We start from the raw sequence: 14,873 nt of genomic DNA on the forward strand, positions 1-14,873 counted from the left end.
GCTCCAGGACCAGCGCGGTCGTGCTGGACGCCGAGATCAGCGTGGTGAAGTTGTTCAGCGCCATCACCGTGGCGCCGAGGAGGAGTGCGATGGACAGCAGCGGCGCGACCAGCGTGTTCCAGCGGCGGGTGTCGAGGCCGGTCCTGCGGAAGAACACGACGACCGAGAGCGAGGTCAGCAGGTACAGCAGCAGCAACGCCAGCACACTCACCCCGCCGCCCCAGGTCAGCACGGTGAGCACCGGGTCGGCGCCGGCCACGGCGAACGGGACGACCATGGCGAGCGCCACCACGGTCGGGAGCAGACTCGCGGTGTACGGGGCGCCCTGACGGTTGGTGCGGCACAGCCGGCCGGGCAGCACGCCGGTGGCGCCGAGGGAGTGGAAGTAGCGGTTGATGCCGTTGTGGAAGGCCAGCACGCCCGCGATCAGTGAGGTGGCGAGCAGGAACTGCATGGAGTCGGTGGCCCATGGGCCCAGCGTGGCGGTCACCGCGTCGAAGACCACTGATGTGGCGTCACCGTTCTGCAGCGCCTTCAGCGCCACGCCCTGCACCTTGTCCGGCCCGTAGAAGCTGACGAACATCCAGGACACGAAAGCGAAGAAGAGCGAGATCACGGCGACCGAGAGATAGGTGGCGCGGGGGGACGGTGCGGGTCGGGTCCTTGGCCTCCCTCGCGTAGATCGCGGTGGACTCGAAGCCGAGGATGCACGCGATCGCGAAGGTCATCGCGACCCCCGGCGCTCCGGAGAAGAGCGCCGAGGGGGAGAAGGAGCCGGCGATGTCCAGCCCCCGGGGGCCGCCGCCGGACAGCAGCTCGTAGACCCCGAACACCAGCAGCAGCGAGGTCTCCGCCACCACGAGGACGGCGAGCAGCCGCGCCCCGAACTCGATGTTCAGCGAGCCGAGCAGCTGGACGAGGAGGATGGTCGCGACCGTCCACACCCACCAGGGCAGGTCGATCGACGCGTAGCGCTGGAACAGCCCCTGTACGGTCACGCCGTACAGACCGTACATGCCTGCCTGCGTCGCGCTGTAGCAGAGCACCGCGGCCTGCGAGGCACCCACTCCCAGCGGCTTGCCCAGTCCTCGGGAGACATAGGCGTAGAAGGCGCCGGCATCGGTGACATGACGGCTCATGGCGATGAACCCGACCGAGAACAGGCCGATCATGACGCCGACCACGAGGTACACGGCGGGCACACCGCCCCCGTTGCCGAGGCCCAGAGGAATCGGGAGGGTGCCGGCGACACCCGTGAGCGGGGCCTGAGCGGACAGAACGAAGAAAACGATCCCGGCCACGCCCACGGCTCCTTGCCGGAGATGGGTGCGGTGTTCCGGGGGCGAGGACTGCTGGGTCACGGGAACTCCCTGGGGATACGGCAGGGGCCGACCGCTCGTTGAGGACCAGGGCGGCGAAAAAGTAGGGCGGCAACGTGGGTCGCGGCCATCGGCACTGGTGGCCCGCTGGGCGGGCAGCACTCTCCCCGTCCTGGTGTGGAGTACTGTGCGCCCACATCGGGTCGCCGGAGTGCCGTCGAGTGCACTCGTTCCCGCCAATGCATGCACACCCGACGGCCCAAGGGGCTTTGAACCGCGTATAACGATGGGAAACATCGAGGAAGCCCGCGACGAACGCGTGGGAGCTACCGTGTTCGAGAAACCTCCGGCAGGTGAAGCACACCGTGCGAACGATCGTGACCACCGACTCCGTCGCCCAGACGGAACGGTTCGACCACTGGACGTCCGAGATGTCCAAGGTCTTCACCGGCCTGGACACCCGGTCGGCCGCGCAGACCCCCTTCCACGGACGGGCCGTCAGTGGTGACATCGGCCTGCTCCAGCTGAGTTCGGTCAGTGCGGGGCCGCTGTCCGTCCGGCGCACGCAGCGGCTCGTCGCCCAGTACGAAGAGGACTTCTACAAGGTCGTGCTCCAGGTCGCGGGTACTTCCGTGATCGAACAGGGCGGGACGTGCAGCACACTCGGTCCCGGAGATCTCGCGATCTGTGACACCTCCCGCCCGTACTCCTTCACCTATGAGACCGACTTCAGCACGGTCCTCATGCTGCTGCCCCGCCCGATGTTGCCGGTGCGGCCCGAGGCCCTGCGAGACCTCACCGCCCGTCGGATCGGCGCAGAAGACGGCGTCGGCGCGGTCGTTGCACCGTTCCTGCGGTCGCTCAGTCAGCAGGCCCGTGACTGTACGGGGCCGGCTTCCAGGAGCCTGATGGACGGCACCGTCTCGCTGGTCACCGCCCTCGTCACCGAGCGCCTGGCACTGTCCGCGCCGACCGCCCCCCAGGACGCGATGATGCTGCGCATCCGCACCTACATCGAGCACAGGCTCTCCGACCCCGATCTCACCCCGGACTCGATCGCCGAGGCACACGGCATCTCCCGCCGCTACCTGTTCAAGCTGTTCGCCGCCGACGGCGCGACCGTCGCCGGCTGGATCCGCACCCGGCGCCTGGAGCGCTGTGCCCGCGATCTGTCGAGCCCGGCCGCGGCCGACCAGTCAATCAGCATGATCGCCGCCCGCTGGGGGCTACTCGACTGCCGCCACTTCAGCCGGGTCTTCAGGACTGCGTACGGCGAGACGCCGCGGGACTTCCGGCGGCGGGCGCTGGCCGGCGCCGACCAAGCCTGACGCCGACGCGGCGGATTCCTTCAACGAGTCAGTGTGTTTCACCGAGTTGGCGAGCCACGCCGCGTGAGGGCTCGTCATGTCGGCCCCGCCCGCCCTGGGCACATACGGCAGGGATTCCGCGGACCGGGGCTGCCTCACACAGTGGCCATCGATACCGGCTGAGGCGACGGGCGTTTCAGGAAGGGTGGGGCGACCCCCGAAGGCCCGACATCCTTCACCTCGCCCCGAGGCAGAAGGCGCGGATCACTTCCGCCACCTTCAGGACGTCGTGTGTCGCCGCCTCGACGCGGTCCCGGCGGTGGGAGATGAACTGGACGCAGGCGTCCAAGACGTCCCCGTCCCGGGCGAGCGGCGCGGCGACGGCGTGCGCGCCCGGCTCCACCGCTCCGTGACTGACGGTCCACCCCCGGCGGCGGGCCTCCCGGACGGCCGCGGAGTCCTCGGCGGTCGCGGGACGCCCGGCCTGGATGGCGCAAGGGGCGGCTCCCCGGTCGAGGGGCTGGCGACTGCCCTTGCGGTAGGCGAGGTGGTATTCGCTCTGCTCGGGCACGGCCGTCGCCACCGCGACCACACTGTCCTGTTCGGCCACGAAGACGACGGCCGTGCCGCCGTGCTCGTCCGCCAGCCGCTGCAGATGGGGCTGGACGAATTCCACGAGGGTGGGCTGCGACATGTTCGCCAGGCTGTGCAACTCGCGCCCGGGGCGGTAGTACCCAGCGGCGTCCTTCGCGACGAAGCCCTCCGACATGAGCGTGTTGACGAGGCGATGCACCACGGTGCGGTGAAGCCCGGTCTGCGTCGCGATCTCGGTCGCTGTCAGGCCCTGCGGGCGCTGCGCCACCGCGCGCAGAACGGCGAGGCCACGGATGAGGGTCTGCGCAGCCGGCTGGCTGGGGCGCTTCGCCGGGTCCGTAGCCACCGAGCCCCCCTCGGGGTGTGCGCTCTGTGCACTTCCACTCATGCGGTGAGTCTAGCTGGGGACGCCGTGAAGAGAGGAATAGGTGATGTCAGGCCTTGACGGACCGCTCTCCATGCACTCAAGCTGAGTGCACTATCCGCACATGGTGAGTGCACAAGGTGCACGCTGGCGGAGATTCCGGGAGATCCACGAGAGGAAGTCCCGCGCATGACAGAGAGCGCTGCCGGCATGACCGGCGCACGGGCGCTGGTCGAGACAGCCGCCGCCGGAGGCGTCCAGGTCTGCTTCGCCAACCCCGGCACCACGGAGATGCCGCTGGTGTCGGCCCTGGACGAGGTCCCCTCGGTACACCCCGTCCTCGGGCTCTTCGAGGGGGTGTGCACCGGCGCGGCCGACGGCTATGCGCGTATCTCCGGCAGACCCGCCATGACCCTCCTTCATCTGGGGCCGGGATTCGCCAACGGCATCGCGAACCTCCACAACGCCCGGCGCGCCCACTCGCCCGTCCTCAACGTGGTCGGGGACCACGCCAGTTGGCACCTTCCCTATGACGCACCACTGACCAGTGACATCGTGTCGCTGGCCACCCCGGTGTCCGGCTGGGTCGGCACCGTCGGCTCCGCCGCGCGAACGAGCGAGGTCACCGCCGAGGCCCTCGCCGCCGCCAGGACCCCGCCCGGTCACGGCGCCACCCTCATCGTCCCGGCCGACTTCCAGCAGGCGACGGTCACGGGGCCGATCGCCTCCATGCCGACGCCACCGGCTCCCACGCTGGTCGACGCGGAACGTGTCGAGCGGATCGCCGAGCGGCTGCGCGGCGGTTCCCGAGCCGTGCTGTTGCTCGGCGGGGGAGCCCTGAACGAACGCGGGCAGCGGGCGGCCCGGCGGATCTCCGAGGCGACCGGCGCCACCCTGTACAGCGAGACCTTCCCCGCGGCGGCCGAACGCGGAAGAGGCCTGCCCGACCTGGACCGGCTGCCGTACTTCCCCGAGGCGGCGATCAAGGCCCTGGCCGGTGCGGAGACCGTGGTGCTGGCCGGAGCCCTGGAACCGGTCGCGTACTTCGGTTATGCCGGTACACCGAGTCTGCTCGCCGAGCCCGGGACCGTACACGCACTGGCCGAGCCGGGCGAGGACGGCGTACAGGCGCTGGAGGATCTGGCAAAGGCGCTGGGTGCGAAGGCGGCGTCGCCGCTCCGAGAGCCGGCATTCCCCGACGGACTGCCCGACGGCCCGCTCATCCCCGCCGCGATCGGCCGGATCGTCTCCGCTCTGCTCCCCGAGGGAGCCGTCGTCTCCGTCGAGGGCGGCACCTGCGGCTACCCCTTCTTCACCGCATCCGCGCACGCGGCGCGGCACACCACGCTGACCAACACCGGCGGAGCGATCGGCCAGGGCCTGCCCGCCGCCCTCGGAGCGGCGATCGCAGCCCCGGAACGCCAGGTGATCGCACTCCAGTCGGACGGCAGCGCCCAGTACACGATCCAGGCGCTGTGGACCATGGCGCGCGAACAGACCGACGTGATCACACTCATCGCCTCCAACCGCCGCTACGGAATCCTGCGCACCGAGCTGGACCGGCACGGCGGCAGTGACCGCGGGCCCGCCTCCGCCGGCCTGACCAGCCTGGACGATCCCGCCCTGAACTGGCCCGCACTGGCCTCGGGTTACGGCGTACCGGCCCAGCGCGCCGAGACCGGCGACGAGCTGGCCCGCGCGCTGCGCAGGGCCCTCGCCGCCGGAGGCCCCCAACTCATCGAGATGGTCCTGTGAAAGGAACCCGCGTGTCTCCCACCGCCACTGCCTCCCCGCAGGAGAAGGTGCGGGCCTTCCTGTCCGCGTCCCGCCCGATGCTGATCGACGGAGCCTGGGTGCCGGCGCTCTCCGGCCGCGTCTTCGACAGCGTCGACCCGGCGACCGGTACGGTCCTCGCCCAGGTCGCCGACGGCGACGGCCAGGACATCGACCGCGCTGTCACCGCCGCCCGCCGGGCCTTCGACGACCCCGGCTGGCGGCGCCTGAGTCCCCTGGACCGCGGACAGCTGCTGCACCGCATAGCCGATCTCATCGAGGCCAACGCCGACGAGCTCGCCCTGCTGGAGTCGTGTGACAACGGCAAGCCCGTCTCCGTCGCCCGGGCCGTGGACGTCGGCACCAGCGTCAAGCTGTTCCGCTACTTCGCCGGGTGGCCCAGCAAGTTCGAGGGCAGCACGATCCCGGTCTCGCCTCGCGGCGGACTGCGTGTGCTGAACTACACGACCCACCAGCCGGTCGGCGTCGTCGGTCTGATCGTGCCGTGGAACTTCCCCATGTCCATGGCCTGTTGGAAGCTGGCGCCCGCGCTGGCCACCGGCTGCACGGTCGTCCTGAAGCCCGCCGAGGAGACGCCGCTGTCCACGCTGCGGCTGGCGGAACTCATGACCGAGGCCGGAGTACCCGATGGAGTGCTCAACGTGGTCACCGGGCGCGGCGGGACCGCCGGAGCGGCCCTGGCCGCCCACGACGACGTGGACAAGATCGCCTTCACCGGTTCGACCGAGACCGGCCGTGCCATCGTGACCGCCGCGGCGGGCAACCTGAAGAAGGTCTCCCTCGAACTCGGCGGCAAGTCACCGAACATCGTGCTGCCGGACGCCGACCCGGAGGCGGTCGCCGAGGCCGCCGCCGACGCGATCTTCTTCAACCAGGGACAGACCTGCACGGCGGGCTCGCGGCTCTACGTCCATGACGCCCTCTACGACCGGGTACTGGAGGCGGTCGCGGCGCGGGCCGAGAAGATCGTCGTGGGGCCGGGCAACGACCCGGCCAGCGAGATGGGCCCGCTGGTCTCCGCCCGGCACCACGAGCGGGTCAGCTCCTTCATCGAGGCCGGACGGCAGCAGGGCGCACGCCTCGCGGCCGGAGGCGGCCGTCCCGACCTCGGCGAACGATACGCGGACGGCTACTTCCTGCGGCCGACGGTGTTCGCGGACGCCGACCACGGCATGCGCATCGTGCGTGAGGAGATCTTCGGCCCGGTGCTGTCCGCGATGCGCTGGAGCGACGTGGACGACCTCGTCGCCATGGCCAACGACTCGCCCTTCGGGCTCGCGGCCGGCATCTGGACCTCCGACCTCGGCCACGCCCACCGGATCGCCGAAGAGCTGCGGGCCGGCACGGTCTGGATCAACTGCTTCAACCTCACCGACCCGGCCTCCCCCTTCGGAGGGTTCAAGCAGCCCGGCTGGGGCCGCGAAATGGGCCGCAAGGTGCTCGACCTCTACACGGAGGTCAAGAGCGTTTGGGTCAACCTCGGCTGACACACCGTCAAGGAGCTTCACATGGATCTCGAACTCACCGGCCGGGTCGCCCTCGTCACCGGCGGCAGTCTCGGCATCGGCAAGGCGGTCGCCCGCCAGTTCGCCCGCGAGGGCGCCAAGGTGGTGATCACCGCACGTCGGCTGTCCGCGCTGGAGGAGGCCGCCAAGGAGATCGAGGCCGAGACCGGCGGCCGAGTGGTCCCCCTGGTGTCCGACACCACGGACACCGCGTCCGTGCGGAGCATGGTGCGGTCGGCGGTCGCGGAACTGGGCCGCGTCGACATCCTCGTCAACGGCGCCGCCGCCCCCTCCGGTCTGGTGCGCAACTCCGTCGAGGAAGCCGACCCGGAGTTGCTGCTGGCCGACATCAACACCAAGGTCGTCGGCTACTTCCGCTGCGCCCAGGCCGTAACCCCGCACATGAAGGAAGGCGGCTACGGCCGGATCATCAACGTCGGCGGACTCACCGGCCGTTCCAGCCACGCGCTCTCCGGCCTGCGCAACCTCGCCGTCGTCCACATGACCAAGGCCCTCTCCGACCAGCTGGGTCCTTCCGGGATCACCGTCAACACGGTGCACCCCGGCGTCGTGGAGACGGAGCACATCCACGAGCTGTACGCGAAGGAGGCCGCCAAGCGCGGCGTCACGGCGGCCGAGGTCGAGGCGGACTTCGTCGCCCGCACCCCGATCCGCCGGGTGCTGGAGACCACCGAGATCGCCGAGGCGATCGCCTTCCTCGCCTCGCCCCGGGCGGCGGCGATCACCGGCGAGTCGCTGGGCATCGACGGCGGTCTGACCCGCGGCGTCTTCCTCTGAGCCGACCTACAGGTCCGAACCTCAGGCACCACAACGGACAGGAGTCATACCCATGCAAGGAACCATCCTCGTCGCCACCGCCGGTCAGGGGGTGCTGCGCAGTTCCGACGACGGCCTGACCTGGTACCGGCTCGGCCTCGGACAGGACATCGAGTTCGACGCGGTCGTCCGCTGCCTCGCCGTCCACCCCCAGCAGCCGAACGTCGTCTACGCCGGCGCCGACGCGGGCCTCGTCCGCAGCGAGGACGCCGGCGCGACCTGGCACCGCGTCGACTCGCCCTTCAACGACCGCACCGTCTGGTCCCTGGCCATCGACCCCACCGACCCCGACTTCATCATCGTCGGCACGGGGGCCCCTTCCCGGGCCGCCATGTACCGCACCACCGACGGCGGCAAGAGCTGGGACCAACTCTCCCCGGAGATCCCGGAGTTCTGCGTGGGTGTCAACAAGCCCAGGATCCTCACCGCCCACGTCGACCGCCATGACCCCAAGAACCTCTGGTTCGGGATCGAGGAGGGCGGGCTGTGGCGCAGCGGCGACCGCGGCGACACCTGGACCCGCATCGACGGTACCCCCGCGAGCCTCCCGCAGGGCGTCACCAACTCGGACATCCACTGCGTCCTGGTCCTTCACGGCCCGCCCAAGACCATCGTGGTCGCGGTCGTCAACGCCCTGTTCGTCAGCCAGGACGACGGAAAGACGTGGACCCGCACCGACACGCGGAAGGAATGGGGCATCTACTACACACGCCTGGTCAAGCAGATCCCCGGTACCAACGACCTCCTGCTCGGCATCGGCGACGCCACCCCAGGCACCCTGACGAGGATCTTCCGCTCCACCGACCTCGCACAGTCCTGGCAGGAATCCTCCCTCGACGTGCCCGCCAACTCCACCGTGTGGGCCTTCGGCGTCCACCCGGCCGACCCGGACCTCGCCTTCGCCGGCACCAAGTACGGCCATCTCCTCCGCTCGACCGACGCGGGCCGTACCTGGACCAAGGAATGGCGCGAGTTCAGCGAGATCACCGACGTGGCCTGGACGCCCGCTGTCGCGGCGGCTCCGGAAGGACACTGATGAGCAGCAACCCGCACAACCCCCGTCCCACGAACATCGACCCCGGCGAGCGCGCCCTGGCCGAGCACGAGCCGCCGACACCGCTCATCGACGAGGCGACGCCCACCGTCCGCCCGCGTGTCGTCCGCACCCACCTCTCCCTGTTCGTCCGCGACCCGGAGGCCTCCGCCGTGTGGTACCAGGACGTGCTCGGCATGGAGGTCACCGCACGCGGCCCGCAGTGGGTGTTCCTCTCCTTCGGCAAGAAGCACCACGACATCGCCCTGATCCGGGCCACGGAAGGTACGACCACCAGCGGTGTCGGTCTCCAGCACTACGGTCTGGAGGTCGCCGGCGACCTCGACGAGTGGCGGCGGCTGTACGGGATGCTCCTCAGCAAGGGCGTGCACGTCGTCAAGACCACCGACCACAAGATGGGCTTCGGCCTGTACTTCATCGACCCCGACGGCAACCGCTTCGAGTTCTTCCACGAGACGGTCACCGACGACGAGGAGGGCAAGCGCATCCTCGGCCTCTACGGCGCCCCCAGCGAGCCCTTCGAGATCGATCCCCTCTACGGCTGACCGCACACACGATCCCCTTCCCCGTCAGGAGTATGTCGTGCCCGAGTCCCCCCAGCCGACCTTCGCCGGCTACCACGTCCGCAAGTGGTTCACCCAGATCGAGGACACCCTCGCCAACGAGACCGGAGCGCTCGCCGACGGCGAACCTGTCCGGAAGATCGTCATCGCCGCCGCGATCCACAACCCGTACGCCGGGCGCTACAGCGAGAGCCTCGACCTGATCGTCGCCGACTCGCCCAAGCTCGGCGAGGAGTTCGGCCGCCGCATCGCCGAGGCCGCCGCCGGCCGCCCGGTCGAGAGCTATGGGAAGGCCTGCCTGGTCGGCGCGAACGGCGAGTACGAACACGGCAACGCCTTCCTCACCGCAGTCTTCGCCGACCCGGTACGCGACGCGGTTGGCGGTGGCAAGTCCTGGGTGCCCTCGACCGGCAAGCGCGGCGCGCCCGGCACATCCATCGACATCCCGCTGGCGCACAAGGACGCGCTCTACGTCCGCTCCCATTACGACACGTTCACGGTCACGTTCACCGACACCCCCAACCCCGACGAAGTCGTCGTGATCTTCGCCTTCGCCACCCGTGGCCGGCTGCACGCACGCCTCGGCGGAATCAAGGCGGACCAGATCCAGGGCCAGGACGGGCTGCACTGAGATGCGCGACCGGTTCACCGTCCTGAACGGCTTGCGAGCCCACTACATCGAATGGGGCGAACCGAACGGCCCGGCCGTTCTCATGCTGCACGGCCTGCGCAGCTACGCCCAAACCTTCGAACCGCTCGCCGCCCGCCTCGCGGACCGCTACCGGGTCATCGCCCTGGACGCCCGAGGCCGCGGCGACAGCGACTGGGACCCGGCAGGCCAGTACTACACCGCGTCCTATGTCGCCGACCTCGAACAGTTCACCGACCACCTCGGCCTCGACCGCTTCGTCCTGCTGGGCCACTCCATGGGCGGCGCCACCGCCTACGTCTACGCAGCCCGCCACCCCGAGCGCGTCCGCGGGGCCGTCATCGAGGACATCGGCCCCGGTTCGTCGATCAGCGGGGCCGGAGCCGAGCGCATCAAGCGCGAAGTCGCCGAGACACCGGCCGAGTTCGCGTCCCTGGACGCAGCCCGCGCCTACTGGCTTCGCATCCGGCCCGGCATCAGCTCCGACGCGCTGGAGTCCCGGCTCCGACACACTCTGCGCCCCGGCACCTGCGGCCGCTGGCTCTGGAAGTTCGACCTCGACGGCATCGCCAAGGCCTGGCTCGACAGCGATCCCGCTCGCCAGGTCGACCTCTGGCCCAGCGTCGAGGCACTGCGCTGCCCGACCCTCGTGGTGCGCGGCGGCGCGTCCGACTTCCTGCCCCCCGCCACTGCCGCGGAGATGACCGTGCGCAACCCCCTCGTCCACGCCGTGGAGATCCCGGGTGCCGGTCACTACGTCCACGACGACGCGCCCGACGCCTTCCACCACGAGCTCGAACACTTCCTGACCAGTCTGGAGGCCGCCCCGTGAGCACACCCACCGAGCTCCGCACCCAGGTGGCGGTCGTCGGCGCCGGCCCCGTCGGAGCCACTGTCGCCAACTACCTCGGCCTGTACGGAGTCGAGACGCTTCTCATCGACCGCACCACGGACGTCGTCGACTACCCCCGTGCGGTCGGCATGGACGACGAGTGCCTGCGCAGCTTCCAGGGCATCGGTCTCGCCGACGACATGCTCGCCGACATGCTGCAGAACATCCCGCTGAAGATGTTCGGCGCGAACGGCCGCTGTTTCGCCGACATCCGCCCGGCCACGAAGGAGTTCGGCTGGCCGCGCCGCAACATCTTCATGCAGCAGCTCGCCGAGCGCACGCTGCGCAAGGGCCTGGAGCGCCATCCGCACGTACGGCCCCTGTACGGCCACGAACTCGTCCGCCTGGAACAGGACGGTACGGAGGTCCGCCTGCACTTGACCGGCCCGGACGACGAACGAGTCCTGGTCCACGCCGACTACGTGGTGGCGGCCGACGGGGGCCGCAGCACGATCCGCACCCAGCTGAACATCCCGTTGATCGGCGACACGCACCCGCGTAAATGGGTGGTCATCGAATGCGACAACGACCCGCTCGACGCCCCGTACACCGGCCTGCACTGCGACCCGACACGGCCGTACGTCTGCCTGGATTTGCCGTACAACTACCGCCGTTGGGAGTTCATGCTCTTCCCCGGCGAGGACGCCGAGGCGATGCTGCGGCCCGAGAAGGTCCGCGAGCTGCTCACCGGGCACGTACCGGACCCGACTGCCCTCAACATCATCCGGGCCCGCGTCTACACCCATCACTCCCGGGTGGCCGGCCGCTTCGTGGAGGGACGGGTCTGCCTCGTCGGGGACGCCGCCCATCTGATGCCACCGTGGGCCGGGCAGGGCATGAACACCGGCATCCGCGACGCCACCAACGTGGCGTGGAAACTTGCCGCGGCGGTCAGCGGCCGGGCCCACCCGCGCATCCTGTCCACGTACGACATCGAACGGCGCGCGCACGCCAAGGCGATGGTGGACCTCTCCGACGCCCTCGGCAGGATTCTGTCCACGACCAGTTCGTGGATCGCACGCCCCCGCGACACCCTGTTCCGCAGCATCGGTGTGGTCCCGAGGGTCCGTGACTGGCTCCTGCAGATGCGTTTCAAGCCGATGCCCCGGTACACCGACGGAGGAGTCGTCCTGCACCGTGGGCGGGACGCGGGGAAGGACACCGCCGTCGGCCGGATGATGGTCCAGCCGAAGGTGGAGACCGCCGAGGGCCGGGCGGTCCACCTGGACGACGCGCTCGGCGCCTGGTTCGCCCTCGTGGGGTACGGCACCGACCCCCTGATCCACCTCGACGCCGAGTCCCGGGCCTTCTGGGACCGTATAGGTACCCGCTACGTCACCGTGGTCGAATCGCGCTCCGGCCGTTCCCAGGACGAGCGCCGCGTCTCCGGCACCGACTCGGTCGTGGCCGAGGACATCGACGGCTCTCTGCGTGACTGGTTCGCAGCCCAATCGCGGGCCGGCACCGCATCGGCGGTACCCCCGCCGATGACCCCCAGGGCCATTACACCGACTATCGCACCTGCGTAGAATTTGCCACTCATGAAATCCCCCGTGTTGTGTGTCGCTCAATTCCCTTGCGTCAAGGACGCTGCCAGTTCGACACCCCTTGAGGGGGGTGCTGTTCCACCGGCGCTGGTCTGCCCGAGGTGAAGGCGACCCCCTTCACCACTTTGAGCCGGCCTGTCCCTTGCATGTCCACTGCTGGGCGCGGGCTCCGTTGCGTTTCGAAGAGTTCTCGATCTCCAGGCACTTTCCGCTGTGGGCATTGACGAATGCAGCCGCAGCAGCCTTGGCTGCGAGAGGTGCGTTATGCGCAGCCGCGGCGGTCGAGGTACTCGCGCCCACCATTGCGCAGCCGAGGGTAAATGCTGACACACCACCCAGGAGTGAGTTGCGTAACGCGGACATACTTGCCCCTTTCTGGTCGGCCGTACCGAAGTCCAGCCGCTGCCGATATCTTGCACACGACAGGAAACGGCACCGCATATCGGCTCCACAGTCGGCAGCACCGAGAGTCCATCCATGTGCAGTCACTCTCAGAATGCGGGGCGCCCCCGAGAGTGTCGTTAGCGGTGAGTCCACGGTTTCATAGCCGGGCGTCTACTCGGTGCTGCCGACGGCTGGACACGGCCCTGTTCTCGTATAGCTACGACAAAAAGGGCATGTAGCGCTGCGAGGCGCTCGGGGCTGCGTTCATCGTGAGGGTCGACGGTGCGGCGGATGGCGGCAGTGGCAGTTCCGCTTCGAGGTCGGTTTGTCGGACTTGCGTTGCCTGACGGATCGTCAGGGCAATGCCGCAGTAAATACCGGATTTACTGCGACAGCGCCGATACGGCCCTCTCGGCGCCCCTCCGGTGGCCTCGCGTGTTCAACCGCGCGTGACCACGAGAGCCGGAGGTGAGGTGTACGCATTTACTGCGGCAGAGCCGGAAGGAGCGGACGGATGACAATCGAACGGGCGGCTGCGCCGGAGACCGGGGGCGCATTGCGGGTCCCGCGCGCCCGGGTCGTGCCACTGTCCGCCCTGCCGCCGTCATACGAAGCGGCGGTCGAGTGGTACCTGGGGTCAAGCATCTCGAGGAGAAGGGCCGCAGCGCCCCCGAGCTCCAAGCCAAGTCCCGCCACAAACATCTCGGCACCCTCGGCCACTACGTCAAACTCGACGAGGGGACCTCTGTCCGCATCACCGCCGAGAACGACGACCACAACCGCCGCCGACGACGCTGAACCGCACATCGTCCCAGGTCAGCGATATCCGTTGTTTTTGCGGCCATTACTACGGCGACCCCGTCTCCGGCAGAGGCTGGAAGCAGGTGATCTCGTTGGTCTTCTCGCCTACGTCGAGTTGGGCCAGGGCCAGGCCGCAGAGGTGGTCGCAGGCGGCGAGTAGATGAATCCTGCGCCCCGTGGCCCTGGCCGCTCCGCGCGGGGTCTTGCCGTCGACCGCCACTGCGCGAAGTTGGCCGTCGGCCCCAGCGCGCCGGCCGGCCGGCGGCCCACCGCCCGGTCCAACGCGTCGCCGTCGATGCGGCCCAGCAGCCGCCGCACCGCCGCCTCCGCCGGCAGGCACCGCTTCGGGGACAGCGGGTCGGGCCGTACGCCAAGGCGCTCCAGGACGGACGGCGGGGCGTCAGTGATCCACTCACCCACCGCCGGCAGGGAGGCCGCTCCGGCCAGAACCGCGCCCGCGGCCAGCGCGAGCACGACGACCAGAGCGTGCCGTACGCCGCGCGGATCGTAAGGGTCGGGCACCTCGGCCAGTCGCTCCAGCAGGCCCGGGATCTCCTCGGGCACGGCCCCGGGATGCTCGCGGAGTTGGTCAAAGGCAGGCGGGATCGGCGATGATGCGTCGGCAGGCACGGTCTTCCACTCGGATCACGGGGTGTCGAGAACTCCATGATCTTGGAAGGGCACGTCATTCGCCTGCGGCGTCTCGGCCTCCCAGCGCAGCAGGTCGCCCGGCTGGCACTCGAGCACCTCGCAAAGCGCGGCGAGCGTCGCGAAGCGCACCGCCTTGGCGCGGCCGTTCTTGAGTACCGCCAGGTTGGCGGGAGTGATCCCTACGCGGTCGGCGAGCTCGCCCACGGACATCTTCCGCCTGGCCAGCATCACGTCGATGTCGACGGCGATCGGCATCAGATCACCTCGTCCAACTCGGCCTGCATCTGCGACGCTTCGACGTCGCGCGCGACGGCCTGGGCGAGCAGCATCCGCAGCACGAGGACGATGAGCGCGACCCCCAGGATGGCCACGCCGACCCCGCCCATGATGGCGGTGACGCCCGGGTCGTCCCGCTGGCCCGGCGCGTTGATGACCGTGACCGCGAACCACAGGAGGGCAGCCCCAACGATCGCGCCGATCACGCCGTCCACGTACCGGAAGGCGGCGTGGGAGAACACGGTTCCGCGTCGCACCATCGTCACCAGCCGCCATACGCAGATCAGGGCGACCTGGGCCGACAGCATGCCCAGGATCGTGATCACGCGCAGCGCG

Annotated in this window: 17 protein-coding genes; 10 read left to right on the plus strand and 7 right to left on the minus strand. The window is 69.6% G+C overall.

Annotation, left to right across the window (positions count from 1 at the left end):
* Together STRIP9103_RS45385 and STRIP9103_RS45390 are read right to left on the minus strand one after the other, a co-directional pair.
* Window positions 1-583, minus strand: a 583-nt coding sequence (locus STRIP9103_RS45385; protein WP_234022444.1) for an APC family permease, incomplete at its 3' end; no start/stop codon positions are given.
* Entirely contained in the window at window positions 516-1,361 is an 846-nt protein-coding gene (locus tag STRIP9103_RS45390; RefSeq protein ID WP_009341546.1) for an APC family permease, read from the minus strand. The genes STRIP9103_RS45385 and STRIP9103_RS45390, both read right to left, overlap by 68 nt.
* Window positions 1,362-1,684: 323 nt before the next feature.
* Here STRIP9103_RS45390 and STRIP9103_RS43255 point away from each other — a divergent pair, with 323 nt between their 5' ends.
* The gene (locus STRIP9103_RS43255; protein WP_009341537.1) at window positions 1,685-2,647 is read left to right on the plus strand and encodes an AraC-like ligand-binding domain-containing protein; all 963 of its coding nucleotides are present in this window, start codon (window positions 1,685-1,687) and stop codon (window positions 2,645-2,647) included.
* 214 nt (window positions 2,648-2,861) lie between these two features.
* On the opposite strand, the gene STRIP9103_RS43260 is transcribed toward STRIP9103_RS43255, so the two are convergent.
* Window positions 2,862-3,608, minus strand: coding sequence for an IclR family transcriptional regulator (locus tag STRIP9103_RS43260; protein ID WP_078614259.1), 747 nt, complete (start codon window positions 3,606-3,608; stop codon window positions 2,862-2,864).
* Between the two features lie 165 nt (window positions 3,609-3,773).
* On the opposite strand from STRIP9103_RS43260, the gene STRIP9103_RS43265 reads away from it, so the two are divergent.
* From STRIP9103_RS43265 to STRIP9103_RS43300, 8 genes are read left to right on the plus strand one after another with little or no spacing between them, the layout of a single operon-like run.
* Window positions 3,774-5,339, plus strand: a complete 1,566-nt coding sequence (locus STRIP9103_RS43265) for an acetolactate synthase large subunit (RefSeq protein WP_009341561.1) — start codon at window positions 3,774-3,776, stop codon at window positions 5,337-5,339.
* An 11-nt stretch (window positions 5,340-5,350) separates the two neighbouring features.
* Window positions 5,351-6,865 carry an aldehyde dehydrogenase family protein gene (locus tag STRIP9103_RS43270; protein ID WP_009341551.1) on the plus strand — a complete coding sequence of 505 codons (1,515 nt, stop codon included), beginning with the start codon at window positions 5,351-5,353 and terminating at the stop codon, window positions 6,863-6,865.
* Between the two features lie 21 nt (window positions 6,866-6,886).
* On the plus strand, window positions 6,887-7,681 hold the full coding sequence (locus STRIP9103_RS43275) for an SDR family NAD(P)-dependent oxidoreductase (RefSeq protein ID WP_009341535.1): 795 nt from the start codon (window positions 6,887-6,889) through the stop codon (window positions 7,679-7,681).
* A gap of 52 nt (window positions 7,682-7,733) precedes the next feature.
* A complete protein-coding gene (locus STRIP9103_RS43280; protein ID WP_009341540.1) occupies window positions 7,734-8,756 on the plus strand; it encodes a WD40/YVTN/BNR-like repeat-containing protein in 1,023 nt (340 codons plus the stop codon).
* Window positions 8,756-9,319, plus strand: coding sequence for a VOC family protein (locus STRIP9103_RS43285; RefSeq protein ID WP_009341533.1), 564 nt, complete (start codon window positions 8,756-8,758; stop codon window positions 9,317-9,319). The genes STRIP9103_RS43280 and STRIP9103_RS43285 overlap by 1 nt, the downstream gene beginning before the upstream one ends.
* A 37-nt stretch (window positions 9,320-9,356) precedes the next feature.
* Window positions 9,357-9,968: an amino acid synthesis family protein gene (locus STRIP9103_RS43290; RefSeq protein WP_009341558.1), complete on the plus strand. Its 612-nt coding sequence runs from the start codon at window positions 9,357-9,359 to the stop codon at window positions 9,966-9,968.
* 1 nt (window position 9,969) lies between these two features.
* Window positions 9,970-10,818, plus strand: a complete 849-nt coding sequence (locus STRIP9103_RS43295) for an alpha/beta fold hydrolase (protein ID WP_009341556.1) — start codon at window positions 9,970-9,972, stop codon at window positions 10,816-10,818.
* Window positions 10,815-12,407 carry a bifunctional 3-(3-hydroxy-phenyl)propionate/3-hydroxycinnamic acid hydroxylase gene (locus STRIP9103_RS43300; protein WP_009341554.1) on the plus strand — a complete coding sequence of 531 codons (1,593 nt, stop codon included), beginning with the start codon at window positions 10,815-10,817 and terminating at the stop codon, window positions 12,405-12,407. Before STRIP9103_RS43295 ends, STRIP9103_RS43300 begins: the two co-directional genes overlap by 4 nt.
* Before the next feature lie 135 nt (window positions 12,408-12,542).
* Here the strand turns inward: STRIP9103_RS43300 and STRIP9103_RS53310 are convergent, their stop codons facing one another.
* Window positions 12,543-12,866, minus strand: coding sequence for an RICIN domain-containing protein (locus STRIP9103_RS53310; protein ID WP_078614260.1), 324 nt, complete (start codon window positions 12,864-12,866; stop codon window positions 12,543-12,545).
* A 567-nt stretch (window positions 12,867-13,433) separates the two neighbouring features.
* On the opposite strand from STRIP9103_RS53310, the gene STRIP9103_RS49550 reads away from it, so the two are divergent.
* A complete protein-coding gene (locus STRIP9103_RS49550) occupies window positions 13,434-13,607 on the plus strand; it encodes a hypothetical protein (protein WP_009341542.1) in 174 nt (57 codons plus the stop codon).
* A gap of 108 nt (window positions 13,608-13,715) precedes the next feature.
* Here STRIP9103_RS49550 and STRIP9103_RS43305 read toward each other — a convergent pair whose 3' ends face one another.
* The 3 genes from STRIP9103_RS43305 to STRIP9103_RS43315 all read right to left on the minus strand — a co-directional run.
* Complete coding sequence (locus STRIP9103_RS43305; RefSeq protein ID WP_234022445.1) at window positions 13,716-14,174, minus strand: transposase family protein; 459 nt, start codon at window positions 14,172-14,174, stop codon at window positions 13,716-13,718.
* 81 nt (window positions 14,175-14,255) lie between these two features.
* Window positions 14,256-14,516 (minus strand): helix-turn-helix domain-containing protein, encoded by a 261-nt coding sequence (locus STRIP9103_RS43310; protein WP_009341544.1) that lies wholly within the window; start codon window positions 14,514-14,516, stop codon window positions 14,256-14,258.
* On the minus strand, window positions 14,516-14,873 hold a 358-nt coding region (locus tag STRIP9103_RS43315; protein WP_048822158.1), incomplete at its 5' end, for a DUF2975 domain-containing protein. The genes STRIP9103_RS43310 and STRIP9103_RS43315, both read right to left, overlap by 1 nt.

This window comes from Streptomyces ipomoeae 91-03, assembly GCF_000317595.1.
GTDB classification, from domain to species: domain Bacteria; phylum Actinomycetota; class Actinomycetes; order Streptomycetales; family Streptomycetaceae; genus Streptomyces; species Streptomyces ipomoeae.

Bases quoted from the DNA above. Each gene is read 5' to 3' on its own strand.
- STRIP9103_RS53310 (WP_078614260.1), bottom strand. From the start codon at position 12,866: ATGCGGTGCCGTTTCCTGTCGTGTGCAAGATATCGGCAGCGGCTGGAC.
- STRIP9103_RS43260 (WP_078614259.1), bottom strand. From the start codon at position 3,608: ATGAGTGGAAGTGCACAGAGCGCACACCCCGAGGGGGGCTCGGTGGCT.
- STRIP9103_RS43295 (WP_009341556.1), top strand. From the start codon at position 9,970: ATGCGCGACCGGTTCACCGTCCTGAACGGCTTGCGAGCCCACTACATC.
- STRIP9103_RS43310 (WP_009341544.1), bottom strand. From the start codon at position 14,516: ATGCCGATCGCCGTCGACATCGACGTGATGCTGGCCAGGCGGAAGATG.
- STRIP9103_RS43265 (WP_009341561.1), top strand. From the start codon at position 3,774: ATGACAGAGAGCGCTGCCGGCATGACCGGCGCACGGGCGCTGGTCGAG.
- STRIP9103_RS43275 (WP_009341535.1), top strand. From the start codon at position 6,887: ATGGATCTCGAACTCACCGGCCGGGTCGCCCTCGTCACCGGCGGCAGT.
- STRIP9103_RS43280 (WP_009341540.1), top strand. From the start codon at position 7,734: ATGCAAGGAACCATCCTCGTCGCCACCGCCGGTCAGGGGGTGCTGCGC.
- STRIP9103_RS43285 (WP_009341533.1), top strand. From the start codon at position 8,756: ATGAGCAGCAACCCGCACAACCCCCGTCCCACGAACATCGACCCCGGC.